General features: G+C 47.6%; 9 protein-coding genes, 1 riboswitch and 1 other annotated feature. Of the genes, 3 read left to right on the forward strand and 6 right to left on the reverse strand.

What is annotated here, in order from left to right; all coding sequences use genetic code 11:
• Positions 1-77 precede the first annotated feature (77 nt).
• Positions 78-1025, reverse strand: a complete 948-nt coding sequence (locus AC27N8_RS18765; protein WP_487068918.1) for a CHAP domain-containing protein — start codon at positions 1023-1025, stop codon at positions 78-80.
• 230 nt (positions 1026-1255) lie between these two features.
• Positions 1256-2449 carry a CHAP domain-containing protein gene (locus AC27N8_RS18770; RefSeq protein WP_487068919.1) on the reverse strand — a complete coding sequence of 398 codons (1194 nt, stop codon included), beginning with the start codon at positions 2447-2449 and terminating at the stop codon, positions 1256-1258.
• Positions 2450-2935: 486 nt separating this feature from the next.
• Here AC27N8_RS18770 and AC27N8_RS18775 point away from each other — a divergent pair, with 486 nt between their 5' ends.
• Both AC27N8_RS18775 and AC27N8_RS18780 read left to right on the forward strand, forming a co-directional pair.
• Positions 2936-4234: a S53 family peptidase gene (locus tag AC27N8_RS18775; RefSeq protein ID WP_487068920.1), complete on the forward strand. Its 1299-nt coding sequence runs from the start codon at positions 2936-2938 to the stop codon at positions 4232-4234.
• Positions 4235-4579: 345 nt separating this feature from the next.
• A complete protein-coding gene (locus AC27N8_RS18780) occupies positions 4580-6361 on the forward strand; it encodes a DUF2207 family protein (RefSeq protein WP_487068921.1) in 1782 nt (593 codons plus the stop codon).
• A gap of 80 nt (positions 6362-6441) precedes the next feature.
• Here the strand turns inward: AC27N8_RS18780 and asd are convergent, their stop codons facing one another.
• From asd to metX, 4 genes are all read right to left on the reverse strand, one after another.
• Positions 6442-7506 (reverse strand): aspartate-semialdehyde dehydrogenase, encoded by a 1065-nt coding sequence (gene asd, locus AC27N8_RS18785; protein ID WP_487068922.1) that lies wholly within the window; start codon positions 7504-7506, stop codon positions 6442-6444.
• Between the two features lie 90 nt (positions 7507-7596).
• Entirely contained in the window at positions 7597-9084 is a 1488-nt protein-coding gene (locus AC27N8_RS18790; protein ID WP_487068923.1) for an aspartate kinase, read from the reverse strand.
• Between the two features lie 117 nt (positions 9085-9201).
• A complete protein-coding gene (locus AC27N8_RS18795) occupies positions 9202-10530 on the reverse strand; it encodes a homocysteine synthase (protein WP_487068924.1) in 1329 nt (442 codons plus the stop codon).
• Between the two features lie 48 nt (positions 10531-10578).
• Complete coding sequence (metX, locus tag AC27N8_RS18800) at positions 10579-11730, reverse strand: homoserine O-acetyltransferase MetX (protein WP_487068925.1); 1152 nt, start codon at positions 11728-11730, stop codon at positions 10579-10581.
• 45 nt (positions 11731-11775) lie between these two features.
• Positions 11776-12069: a binding site (T-box leader), on the reverse strand.
• An 83-nt stretch (positions 12070-12152) separates the two neighbouring features.
• Positions 12153-12270, reverse strand: a riboswitch (SAM riboswitch).
• Between the two features lie 271 nt (positions 12271-12541).
• Here metX and AC27N8_RS18805 point away from each other — a divergent pair.
• Positions 12542-14092 carry a WD40 repeat domain-containing protein gene (locus tag AC27N8_RS18805; RefSeq protein WP_487068926.1) on the forward strand — a complete coding sequence of 517 codons (1551 nt, stop codon included), beginning with the start codon at positions 12542-12544 and terminating at the stop codon, positions 14090-14092.
• Positions 14093-14106 lie beyond the last annotated feature (14 nt).

A 14106-nucleotide genomic window follows, 5' to 3' on the forward strand; every position in this document is an offset into this window, starting at 1 on the left:
CATAAATACGCATATATATAAAAAATCGAAGGAAGTAGATTTAGCCCTACCACCTTCGATTGAATGGTCTCTATCTATTAAAACCAAACGAACGTCACTCCTGAGCCAGGATAAAATGTTACCCAGTCTTCCGCAGCCCAGTGTCCATTCCAGTTCCAGTTACTTGTAGGAACCCCGTTCGCATAATTAGTTACGCCGGTTTCTACTACCGCTACGTGGCCATAGGAGCCAGCCCCTTGGGTGTATGGTGCCAGCACAATAATAGATGGTCCATTAGGATTAGGAACACCTGAGGTTACCCAGCCATAAGCTGAAGCCTGATACGCCCAGTCACCTGCATTACCTAACCAGGGAACCCAGTGACCAGTTAATTCATGATAACGCATATTTGCCCAATAGGTGCATTGGCCATAGAAGAAGCGATCTAAGCTTCCAGCATCGGAAGGTGACATAGTAGAGGTTGTTGTTGTATTGGATGTTGTCACACCTGCATAGGTTTGATTACCCGCATCGTAACCATCCTGAGTCACCGCAGTCGCTGTTGCAGCCTGAGCAGCAATTAAGGCTGTACTATTTTGCTTTGAAGTAATCATGCTCAGGCTAGGATTAAATATTTTCGCCAAACCGCTTGCCTCTCCATTTCCTGTAGGGAGGACGGCTATCAGGACGCCAAGTACGACCGCGACTAAAACCACAGCCATGCCAATATTTACAACAACCCGTCTCCCCTGGGGAGGCCGCATTGTTTTGGTGCTCTTTTTGCCAGTCGCAGCGATTAATACAGGAGTACGCAGAGGCTGGGTCATCGGCAGCTGCGCCGCCGTGCCAGGCATCATATCAGGATTTAATGGTGCCGGGACCAGAGAATTTTGTGCTTCTCCTGGAAAAAATGCGGTCATATTTGTACCTGTCACAGGTTCCAAATCCAGCGGCGTCCCCGGAACAACACCGCCCGTTTGAGATGGAGGGGTAATACTATATGGCTGCTGCTCAGTAGCAGTACGAGAACGATCACGAAATAACATACACATTACCTTCATTCTTACGCAGACGCATCTCAGATGACGCCTCAAATAGATTTTTTTCAATACTCAATCATGACTTTAACCAAAAGCTAGTATTTCAGTCAATTAATACAACATTTTATAGGACTATATAACCAAAATAGATGCGTATTTGTGATTCTTCGAGTCTCTTCTCCTCTTATGGTGTCTCGCTCTGTTGTAATGAGTCATGGATTACTTCTATAAGTAGCCTAATTGGGATACCAGATGAAGCTCACACCAGGTCCGGGATAAAAAGTACGATATGTAAGAGTCGCCCAGGCTCCGCCCCAGTTCCAGTTACTGGTTATCACACTCCCATCGTTATTTACTCCTTCCACGACTGCTACATGTCCATAAGCCCCCGCACCTTCCGCATAAGGACTAAACACCATAATTGAGGCTCCATGAGGATTAGGAGTCGTAGAAAGGGTCCATCCATACTCAGGAGCCTGATAGGACCACTGGTAGGCATTCCCTAACCAGGGTATCCAATGGCCAGTCGCCTGATGATAACGCATATTTGCCCAATAGGTGCATTGACCATAAAAAAAATGGCTGAGGCTTCCATAATCCGCCGCCGGAATATGTGCCGTTTCAGGAATAGTCAATACATCTGCGTAGCTGCGTCCTCCGCCTGGATCATACCCATCAACCGTCACAGCGGTTGCCGTTGCAGCCTGTCCCTCAATCAATGCAGTATCATTCTTGTGAACAGAGATAGTATGGAAAGCAAACGGTACATCTACATCGAGATCCTTATGATATCCCAATGGCACCATTGCCATAAAAGTCCCGGCAGCGATAAAGACAAACAAGATACTCAGAGCTCCATGCACTACAAAGCGGCGATTTAATAATGTATATACCTTCCGCATGTTCGCGCATGCTAAAGGCAGCAGAGAGCTCTTCATTTGCTGAAGCGGGGCTTCTTGCATAGTTACAAGCTGAACCGGGGGCTTTTGCACATCGATAGGATAGAGCAAGGCCTCTTGTAACTCTATATGCCGGGGCGTAACTTCTTGAGGATCTATATGACGGAGGGAAACTTCTTGCAGATCTATATGGCAACCAATATCTTTCACGGGTACCTCGTCAATCTGCATGTGTGGTGGCAAGACCCACCTGTCATGAGGAGCAATCCCTGTCTCGTAAGCTGGATCACTGACCGATAAAGGATAGTGGAGCCCACCTGGAACATACAAATGTTTAGGGCGACACATACCTGCCTGATATATCAATGGAGGAGTACGAACATAATTGTCGGTGGGGAAATATCTACTTTGAGGAAATGGAACCTGCTCTTCCGATATGTTGGCTGGAATAGAATCATCGATCATTGATTTCACTAAATCCTGCAACCAATGTATCTTTTTACTCTTACGCTGACGATTCGGAATCATCATCCACCACACCTTCACAATTCACTCAAATTGAACGCTCATAACATTATCCAACAAATACTATTGGATCGTAGTCAATACTATAAACATATTTACCCGTATAGTCAAAAATTGCTCTCAGGCATAGGAAGATAATACTGTACCACAATACAAACTTTTTATCCAAATACAGTATTTTAAACTTACTGATAAAACAATAGAATATATTTCAATTCGATGCATTCTAAAAAATCGAACAATTGTCTGGTTGTCATGGTGATAGGACTTTTCTCGTCCTTCCTGGCCCCTACATCAAAATGTCCAACTTTTTACAACATGCTGTAAAATTTTATTAACTCATGATAGGATATAATAATATGCGTATCCGGTTCTACACAGTTGATGGCAACCAATCCCTACACAACTGCATGGGCAGCCAGGATTGATCAATAAAAAAATGAGATTTATCATGAATTGCGATGTACGCATATGGATCTATGAGGAGCCAAGATGAAACGCAACATGCGTCTTTTTACTATTTTAGTCTTCTCTCTCCTATTATTAACATCTTGTGGTTTAACGCCAACAATAGGAACAGGGACACAATCAACGACAACAGCGACAACTGGAAGGGCACCAATCACGGACTTGTGCCCCTCATATCCGGGATTAGACACATCGACCTGCCTCACTCCGCAAGCCATGAGGCAGGCTTATGGTCTCAATCCACTCTATGAAAAAGGCTATACAGGCAAAGGACAGACAGTCATTGACATTGTTTCTTTCGGTAGCCCAACCATACAAAAAGATATGCAGGTCTTTGACAGCACATTTCATCTGCCAGCAGTAGACTTACAAATAATCTCGCCACTCAAAGTAGCAGAATCGGGAGCAAGTGACAAAGAAGGTTGGGCCGGAGAAACAACGCTCGATGTACAGATCATCCATGCGCTCGCGCCCGACGCAAAAATTGTCCTACTGATCAGCCCGGTAGCTGAAACCGAAGGAACCATTGGGCTCCCAGAATTTCGTCAACTCGAACAATATGCTATTGACCATAAACTTGGAAACATCGTTTCGCACAGTTGGGGAGCCTCTGAAGTGACATTAATGGACAGCGCTGCGAACAAGGAGCTTAAGTTATGGAATGACCTCCTACAAAAGGGAACCACACAGGATGGCATGACCTATTTCTCGTCTTCCGGTGACAGTGGAGCAACCGACTATTCAGATATGAAGGCCACAAAACTCTCCAACGTCGCCACTACCAGCTTTGCCGCAGACTCACCCTGGGTGACCAGTGTGGGAGGCACCACAATGAAGAATATCAATAACTCTCTCTCCGAGATTGGCTGGCCTGATAGTGGAGGCGGTTTTAGCAAGATATATACTATGCCATCCTATCAGAAACAGCTGGCAGCCTCTGCACAGACGCAATTTCAAAATCGTCGTGGCGTACCAGACGTCTCAGCAGTCGCCGATCCCTATACAGGCATGGCTTTTTATGAAGATGGTATGTGGAGTCAGGCTGGAGGCACCAGTGCCAGCTCGCCCGTCTGGAGTGCGATTATGGCAGTGGCAGACCAGATGGCAGGTCATCCACTGGGATTCATCAATCCAGCCCTCTACAAAATCGCCGCCTCGGACACCTACCATAAGGCTTTCCATGACATTACCGCTGGAAATAATTCCAACCAGCAAGCCGGAGTTACAGGCTACGATGCCGTCACTGGCTGGGATGCGATAACCGGCCTGGGAACTCCTGACGCCGAAAATCTACTCCCAGCATTAATCAAAGCAATGGCATAGGATCTTGTCTGTCGCTCTGTTGTAAAGTTGCAATCGTGTAGCCTATATACTTTCCTGTTGGATTTGTTTATAGGCTATGCGTGTTTTTATTGTCTTTGGATGTTGTACTTCAAGTGATTCTTGCAAATAATATGTAGCTACTTAAAAGATAATAAGAGGTAGAGCATAAGTATTTCTCAAAGTCTTAGCAATCACTTCGCACTTTGCTGATTGGATTAAACACAACCAAAAACGTCTCTCTGAATGAAGCTATGATCATCAGGGTATCGTAATATAAAGCAGATCAATAAAACTTGCGTTCATGGAAGATCATTATGCATGGAGAAAAAGCAAGGAGTATTTCTAATGGTCCGGAAATTATGTCTGCTACTCATGCCATTATTGCTACTTATATTTCTCATACCTGCACTACCCGCTCAAGCAAAGCCTGCCAAAGACTACAACGCAGAACAATTTAATGCAGCCATTGCGGTACAAAATGACGGAACATTGTTAGTCACGGAGACAGTGACCTTTCATTTTGAAGGCGGTCCATTCACCTATGTCTATCGAGACATACCCAAGGACAAAACAGATGGCATCTCCATCACGAGCGCCAGCATGGATAGCAAAACCATGCTGCCAGGTAGCAACGCAGGACAATATGAAGTAACAGACGGCGATCCGATCAGAGCCACCTGGCACTTTGCTCCGACCAGTGACGCCACACATGTTTTTGCCATAACCTATCATGCCAAAGGAGTGGTTCAAAAGGCGGCAAATGCTGATTTTCTGGATTGGGAAGCGCTACCGACGTCTTATAGCTACACTATTCGTGCGGTAAAGATCGACGTTACATATCCTACAAGCGCCAAGATCACTGGAAACCCAGAAATTATAAGTGGACACGCATCTCTTATCAATTCACCAACGAAGCACCTCATCACCTATGAAGCCAAAAATCTGGTCGCTAACGACACAATCGAAGTTGGTATTCACTTTCGTCCTGGAAGTGTCATTCAGAGTGCTCCAAATTGGCAACGCATGCAGCAAGGGACGGACAGATATCTCCTTCCCTGTTTATTTGGCGGGATAATGCTTGGTCTTCTCCTTGCATTGGGCGTCTTCTTCTATAAGCGTAAATATCAGCCCAAAGAGATGGTCGACAAAGTATCGCACATCACAACGCCACCTGACGATTTATCTCCCGCAGTGAGTGGTGTATTAGTCACATCACCAACGAAAGGAGTTGTAGAGCTGGAACAGGCATTGGGGACGCTCTTTGATCTGGCCAATCGAGGTATTATCACCATTATAGAACGTATCCAGGAAGCTGGAGGCCTTTATACTCCACGCTCAATTTTCGTGATCGAGCTAAGCACAGCGCCGCCTGAAGATCTACGTTCATATGAGACAGGTCTGCTGCATATCCTATTCAATGGTATAAATCAACCAGCATCGGTACCGTTTTCAGACGTTTTAGAGCACTACGCCAGCCATCCCCTCCATTTTGATGCGCCAGTGCAGCAGGAACTCCTGGAACGTGGCTTTTTAAATGAGCAGTATGAACCGCTACGTGACCGTCTCAGCAAGATCATTCTGGGTCTGATCGTGGTGGGTGTCTTTGGATCAGTGATCGGCTTCTTTATAGGAAGGATGCTCTACATCTGGCCCATTGGTTTCCTACCACTCGGCTTGCTACTAGCTGCCATCATCGCAATGTTCCAACGTGCATCTTGCAGCCTCCTGTCATTAAAAGGAAAACAAGCAGCAGAAAATTGGCAAGCCTTTAATAGATATTTGCGCACTATTACATGGGGAGGTCACAATGAAGCAAACACGCAGGCTGTCTTCATGAACGGCCTACCTTATGCTACCAGTTTTGGTTACGGAGATAGTTGGGTTCAACATTTCCAGAATCAAGGCATTACCACCTTACCATCCTGGTTCTTAAGCGTTGCTCATACCGATTATCGCCAACAAGCGCCGAATCCAGCGAATATGACAGCAATGATGACGATGCTGGCCATCACACATCCTCAAAACAATGTCACCAGTGGAAACAGCACGTTCACAGCAGGTGGTGGCTTCAGCGGAGGTGGATTCGGCGGCGGGGCCGCTGGCGGTGGTGGTAGCGGAGCAGGTTAAGCCATCAATCATTATCACCCTTCTATCCTTTGCTGAAAAGATAGGAGGGTGATAATGATTGAACCTATGACAAAGAAGAACTACAGGAGTCCTTTACTCACGCACCACTCAGCGTTCAGTACGGAGCCACCCGCCGCACCACGAATAGTATTATGACCCAGCATCACAAACTTATAGCTAAAGAGTGGACAAGGACGCAAGCGTCCGAGAGTAACGGTCATACCATGTCCAGCCTCGCGATCCCGCAACGTCTGTGGGCGATCGATCTCTTGACGATAGACCAGTGGATGTTCTGGCGCACTCGGCAGTTGTGCCAGTTGTGACTCGGGAGCATAATTCTCCCAGGCCGCAATGATCTCGTCCGGGCTCGCGGAGCGGTCCAACTGCACACTGGCACATTCTAGATGCGCTTCCCGTGTCGCCACACGATTGCAGTGAGCGCTTACAACCATAGGAGCATCGATAAAACCACGTCCCTCCTGCCAATCGCCCAGCATCTTCAGAGTCTCGGTCTCAACCTTCTCCTCTTCGCCACCGATATAAGGAATAGCATTGTCCAGAATATCATAGGATGGCAGGCCGGGATAGCCCGCACCTGAGATCGATTGCATGGTTGTCACAAGAACCTTGCTGACGCCAAAGGACTTCTGGAGAGGCTTCAGAGCCATCACCAGGGGAGTGGCTGCACAGTTGGCATTGGTCACGATAAAGCCAGACCAGCCACGCTGCTTGCGCTGCTGTGCAATAGCAGCGATATGGTTCGCATTCACCTCAGGAATCAAGAGCGGAACATCTGCTTCCATACGATAATTTTTTGCATTACTAAAGACGGCCACGCCCGCCTGCGCAAAAGCCTGTTCGATCTCGCCCGCAATATCGCCTGGGAGGGCAGAAAAAACAATCTTTACATCTGGCAACGCGTCTGGTCGACAGGCCACCACTGGTAGTTGTGCCGCAACAGCAGGCATATCGCTTCCTGTCAGACGCCAACTCGTCGCTTCCGCATAGGGACGTCCATTATGCTTGTCAGAGGCACCAAGCCCCACCAATTCAAACCAGGGATGTCCCTGCAATAATTCTATAAAACGCTGACCAACCATGCCTGTTGCGCCCAGGACTGCAACCGGGATTCTTCGCTGTTCCATATGCTCTTTCGCTCTCATACTAAAGGGGACAGGCATGCATACATATATGTGCCCGTCCCTACAAGTTCCATGCTGTGTCTGTTGGATCAATTATATTAAAGCCTTGTGGCGTGCCTCTTTCACACTCACGGGATGCCGTACAAGCGGGATAACGGGAGCAATCAGATCTCGGTGCAAGCAACGGAGCGCTCGCTCACTGGACCGGTCCTCCACAATCAGTGTAATCCCCTGCTCAGAAGCTCCCTGAGAGATAACTGGAATACGCTCACTGGCCAGTGCTGTAATTGCGCGTGCCGCGCTCATGGGATCACTGGTGAAGCCCGATCCGATGCAGGCACAGGCTGCCAGACCTCGTCTCTGACCGACGGTCCACAGAGTGGTATCCATATCATGCTGCAACAATGCTACGACAGAGTCGACAGCCTTCTCGTCAACGACAAAAGATAGGTGATGACCAGACGAAGAACAAATAGCAACTGGCGCTGCACCTGCCTTCGCAGCCAATGCAAAGACCTGTCCGGCATTTTCTGGAGCGCCGAAGAGATCTGTGCTTTCCACCGTTATCAGAGCGAGATTACGACGCGTGGTGATAGCCCCCGCCCCACTTGGCATATGCCCCACCGGCCCAATAATTGTGCCACGAATGTGGGGACGGAATGAGTTTCGCACGCGCACGGGGATGTTACGTGGTGCGATCGGGATCAGCGTCCGCGGATGCAATACTTTTGCGCCAAACCAGGAGAGGCGTGCAGCTTCCGCATATGACAAACGAGTTAATAAGCGTGTATTGGCAACATGACGTGGATCAGCAGACAAAACGCCATCGACGTCCGTATAAATAGATACTTCAACGCAATCGAGAGCAGCTCCGATCACCGTCGCCGAATAGTCTGACCCATTCCGCCCAAGCGTCGTAACAAAACCAGTAATTGTACGCCCCATAAAACCTGCCGCGATCGGCACAATTCCTTGCTGAACAAGAGGATAAATCAATGCATGCGCATTACTTCTTGTCTCCTCCATCAACGGTTCCGCGCCCTCAACCACTCCAAACGGCTGAGCGGGATCGTGGGAGGGATGACTGGTGATAATCACTTCTTTGCGTACTGGCTGCGCCTGCACGCCACGTTCACGCGTAGCCGCAGCGACCAATAAGATCGAGAGACGCTCACCCCAAGACGCGACAGTTGCAGTGTGCAAATGAACCATATCGCCCAGGACAGCCGCTTCACGCAACGTTTGCACGTCCCGCGCGACATGCTCCAGCGCGTCTTCGATCATCTGACGTAATAGGACACGCTCCTCACCATCATGGATAACCTTCTCAATCGCATCCAGATGTTTCTGGCGCAATGAAGCTAACTCCTGCTCACAAGCATCGGTATCCCCAGAGCAAGCAGCGCGAGCGATGCGCAGTAGTTGATCAGTGACACCGGACATCGCTGAAACTACGACAACAGGAAAAGGTAAGGTTGTATCGTTGAGAGTATCAGCAATAATCGACGCTACACGACGTATACGCTCTCCGCTTCCAACCGACGTTCCACCAAATTTCAGGACACAAACAGATCGTTCCATAATAAACTTCCAACATTCCTAACACGACCCAGGGGCATGTGTTCCATCTCATTTCAGAGACGCTGGCCAGCCAGAAAGGGATACATGCCCCGCAACAACTCTTCTTATCTATGCATTTTATGCATTCGAAGCGACACCAACATCAGCAATTGCCGCCTTCAAAGCCTGATCGAGATCATCGATCAAATCCTCGACCGTCTCCAGGCCAATTGAAAGACGAATGAAATCCGGTGTCACACCGGTCTCAACCTGTTCCTCTGGAGTCAATTGAGCATGCGTTGTGCTGGCAGGATGAATAATCAAAGACTTCGCATCTCCAATATTGGCCAGATGGGAGAAAAGCTCGATGTGACGAATCAATTGCTTCCCAGCTTCTAAGCCCCCTTTGATACCAAAGCCCAGAATAGCACCAAAACCACCATGTGAAAAGTACTTGATTGCCAGATCGTGCTGCGGATGGCTCTTCAAACCAGGATAGGTTACCCAACTTACCGCTGGATGTTGCTCCAAGAACTCGGCGATACGCAGTGCGTTCTGACTATGACGCTCAAGACGCAGTGGCAACGTTTCCAAACCTTGTAGGAACAGCCAGGAGTTAAATGGTGTCGTAGCAGCTCCCAGATCACGTAGTAATTGCACGCGAGCCTTGATAATATAGGCCAGAGGACCTACCGCCTCGACATAGCGTACTCCATGGTACGATGGATCTGGCTCAACCAATCCTGGGAAACGACCACTGGCAGCCCAATCAAATTTACCGCTATCCACAATCACACCACCAATTGAGGTTCCATGTCCACCAATGAATTTTGTCGCCGAATGGACAACAATATCTGCTCCATGCTTAAACGGCTGAATCAGGTAAGGTGTGGGAATAGTATTATCCACAATCAGAGGCAGGCCATTTTCATGAGCCACATCGGCAACGGCTCGAATATCGAGCGTATCCAGGCGCGGATTGCCAACAGTTTCAGCATAGATAGCTTTGGTGCGCTCATTGATAGCAGCGCGAAAATTCTCAGGATCACGTCCGTCAACAAAACGGACCTTGATGCCCAATTTCTCAAAGGTATAATGGAAGAGATTATAAGTTCCACCGTACAGGCTCGATGAGGATACGATTTCATCACCAGCACCGGCAATGTTTAAGATTGCCAGGGTTTCCGCAGATTGGCCAGAAGCGGTGGCTAAAGCACCCACCCCACCTTCAAGAGCCGCAATGCGACGCTCAAAAGCATCCTGTGTAGGATTCATGATGCGGGTATAAATGTTGCCAAATTGCTTCAGAGCAAAGAGGTCAGCGGCATGTTCCGGACTATCAAACACATAAGAACTTGTCTGATAGATAGGAACGGCACGCGCACCGGTGGCACTATCAGCGGTCTCTTGTCCAGCATGCAAAGACAACGTCTCAAATCCATAACTACGATTACCATTCAACGCCATGAGAGTTTCTCCTTCTAGGACTAGAACAGATGAAAACGTAAAAAAGTATTAGAACGAAAATTGCTGAAAAGCTTCGGTCAATTGTGACCATTCTTTCAAGAAAGCATCATGACCATGCGGTGAGTCTAGCTCGATATAGCGTGCATCACCACCAAGCGACTGGACTTTCTCAGCCAACCAGCGCACATGTGCAGCAGGAAACAGAAAGTCTGAGCGAATCCCCACAAACAACACCTGACTGCTAATACGCTGTAAAGCACTCTCTAATGAACTATAACCGTCACTGACATCATAAAGATCCATGGCTCGACTGATGTAGAGATAGCTATTGGCATCAAAGCGTTGAGACAATTGGTTCCCCTGGTAGTACAGGTAGTTTTCAACATCAAAACGCTCACCAAGTATCGGCGAGAACGTCGGAGCAACAGCAGGCTCACGCACCACTCGCTGACGTCCGAAACGCATCTCCATGGACTCCTCGCTCTGATACGTAATCATGGCCAGCATGCGTGCAATCGATAGGCCAGTACTGGGTCCCTGGCCGGGCAGATAATCGCCACACAGCCAGGCAGTATCAGCCATAATCGACTGGCGAGCCACTTCATCAAAAGCAATCGCCTGTGCAGAAACAGCGGCAGAAGCAGCGACCACAACCACTTTCTCAACGAGATCAGGATAGGTAACAGACCATTCCAGAGCCTGCTGCCCTCCGATAGAGCCGCCCGCAACCATCGCCAGATGCCGGACCCCGAGATGCTCGATCAGCCTGCGCTGAGCATTCACCATATCCCGAATGGTGATCACCGGGAAGCGCATGCCATAGGGCCGTCCCGTTGCTGGATTGGTCGAGGAAGGTCCTGTACTACCCGCACACCCACCAATGACATTTGAACAGATCACAAAGTAGCGTGAAGTATCAAAATATTTCCCCGGTCCAATCAACGGATTCCACCAGGCTGCCTTTGAATTTTCAGGATCTTCCACGTCATGAGCATGAGAGTTTCCTGTCAGGGCATGCGTGATCAAGATCGCATTGTCGCCAGTGGCATTCAGCTTACCCCATGTCTCATACGCCACAGTCACGGGACCGAGATATCCACCGCGCTGCAATAAAAGCTGATCAAAAGAGAAAGTTAAAACGCTATTTTCTGGTTGTACCTGCACTTTTACTCGATTACCGTACTCCAACTGCGCCACCATCGTTAGACTCCTTCCTGGAAAAAGGGAACAAAAAAACCCTCACCCTACAGGGGCGAGGGGTAAACGTCTTCGCGGTACCACCCTGGTTTGTCGATGCCTCACAGCACCAACCTTTACGAGTGTTATCATCTTCACTTGATCCATCCATGGATGCTCCAAACGTTGATAACACTACAGCTGTAACGAAGCTCACGGCACGGTCTACTCACTCATATTGCTATCAGCGTTCAACCTGCAACTCAGAGGCCATATTCAATGCCGGTACGGTGCTGACATCTCATCGCTGTCAACTCTCTGTAACCGCCCATCACATTTACTCTTCCTCTTCAACGCATTTGTTTGATCTAGCTTGTAAGGTACACGAGATTCCAGGAAACAGGTAACAAAAAAGCCCCTCGCGGGGGGCTGCTACATCGCTGTTCCCCTCATCTTGCAGAACACAATCATATGTTCTACCGGAATTGGCACCCTGCTTGCAACATTGCAAAGCGGGTTGCCGGGCTTCACAGGGCCGTATCCCTCCACCTCTCTTGATGAGAGCAGTTATTACTGCAATATGTTCTTATGCTGTTGTGAAATTTTCATCTTTACGTTAGTGAGTAGTATACCCAAGGAGATGAAAGACTGTCAAGGGCACAATCCTTATAATCGAGTGTACAAAGTACACATATCGATATTCCCAATCGAAAATGACCCTTATTTTATGCAGATAGCAAGCTCAGGATATGCATCTGTACAAATTATTCTTTTTATACTACATTATACGTCATAGAGTATGCAGGCAAATGTATAGATAGTAAAGAGGAAGCGCATGGAAAGCGATCATAAACGAGACATTAAACAACAACTAGTTTTATTTAAAGGGGAACGCACAGATGAAGATGAATATTCAATGATTGAGATCACTTCAATACGTCCCGCCCCCAATCCATATCAGCAAGCGCAACGACGCAGGTATTTACGCCTGATACTAACAATCATCGCGGTCGGTGTTATCCTGGCGGCCAGTACAATGGGGCTTATCAGCTACCTGCAAAGCATATCCACACCGACTACTGCGGGAAAGCCCCTTTGGACATTCACAGCTACAGGTCAGTTTACCGACACACTTAACTGGAAACCTGATAGCACGCAAATCTCATTCACAGGAAACACTATTGAAGATATCCGCCGCTATAACCTTAATACACACAAAATTACACATTATACCGCGATCAACGATACACTCAATCAACAAACAGATGAGATGCAAATACTAGAGTTATCACCTGATAACAACTATCTGCTTAGCACAGGTTACAACATGCATACTTATTTAAAGGCCAATCTTTTTATCTGGGATATCCTGACAGGAAAATTACTCTTTCGCTATACCTATCATGGGCAACAAGCGCATCAGGAACAAAAAGCAATAGAGAGAGCATTTTTTATGCCATCGAAAAGTTGGTGGTCCACAGACAATACACAGATGGCAACGCTCGATAATGATGGCAGCCTGGTTATCTGGCAAGCCGATAGTAATCAACCACCTTTCAGATTAAATGATACGTATATACCCTTCACTTATGCTACCTGGTCTGTGAATGGAAAAGAACTTGCTGTAAGTACAGCGAGCGGTCATGCAGAGATATGGGATCTTACTAAAAAGGCACGTATCAGCGTTGGGCTTGTCAGTCCAACCATATCCAACCTGACATTTTCTCCCAACACACAACATATAGCAGCGTTGGACAACGATTCTCTCTATGTGCTGGGCAACGATAACGGCACAATCACAGTAGATAACGCCCTTGCATTGCCAATTATCGACGGCGCACCTGTAAGATGGTCAGCCGATAGCCATTATATGGTTGTGACAGGACAGAATAGTGATGCTTTACCACCCCATAGCACCTATAGTACTGCAATCTGGGATGTATCTGCCTCCAGACAAATCATGACTACACCGGTATTCCAATCTCTTAATACACCAGAGGTTAGCTTCTCACCAGACGGACACTATATGGCCACACAGGAAGAAAATGGAGGTACTATCGATGTGTGGGAGATCAGTACTGGCCGTAAAGTAGCAAAGCATGAGAGCGACAGGAGCGCATCAAAACATCTTATTATCTGGTCACCAGATGGAAAATATCTGGCCAGTACATTTAAAAATAATGAGGTGCATATTTGGAATGCGCTGACAGGCACAGATGTAATGATCTTCAATCAGTCATCGGGCATAACAAATAGCTCATCGACCAGTATACAAGCAATCAAATGGTCACCAGATAACTCCCATATAGCTATCTCAAATACATACAACGATAAGGCCTCACAGCTACATTACACAATAGCAATCTGGAACACACCTCTACATTAGCAAAAAACGACGGA

It is taken from the genome of Dictyobacter sp. Z7_2 (genome assembly GCF_057551105.1).

Coding starts and splice junctions, on each gene's coding strand:
- AC27N8_RS18775 (WP_487068920.1), top strand. CDS start 2,936: ATGAAACGCAACATGCGTCTTTTTACTATTTTAGTCTTCTCTCTCCTA.
- AC27N8_RS18790 (WP_487068923.1), bottom strand. CDS start 9,084: ATGGAACGATCTGTTTGTGTCCTGAAATTTGGTGGAACGTCGGTTGGA.
- asd (WP_487068922.1), bottom strand. CDS start 7,506: ATGGAACAGCGAAGAATCCCGGTTGCAGTCCTGGGCGCAACAGGCATG.
- AC27N8_RS18765 (WP_487068918.1), bottom strand. CDS start 1,025: ATGTTATTTCGTGATCGTTCTCGTACTGCTACTGAGCAGCAGCCATAT.
- AC27N8_RS18770 (WP_487068919.1), bottom strand. CDS start 2,449: ATGATGATTCCGAATCGTCAGCGTAAGAGTAAAAAGATACATTGGTTG.
- AC27N8_RS18805 (WP_487068926.1), top strand. CDS start 12,542: ATGGAAAGCGATCATAAACGAGACATTAAACAACAACTAGTTTTATTT.
- AC27N8_RS18780 (WP_487068921.1), top strand. CDS start 4,580: ATGGTCCGGAAATTATGTCTGCTACTCATGCCATTATTGCTACTTATA.
- metX (WP_487068925.1), bottom strand. CDS start 11,730: ATGGTGGCGCAGTTGGAGTACGGTAATCGAGTAAAAGTGCAGGTACAA.
- AC27N8_RS18795 (WP_487068924.1), bottom strand. CDS start 10,530: ATGGCGTTGAATGGTAATCGTAGTTATGGATTTGAGACGTTGTCTTTG.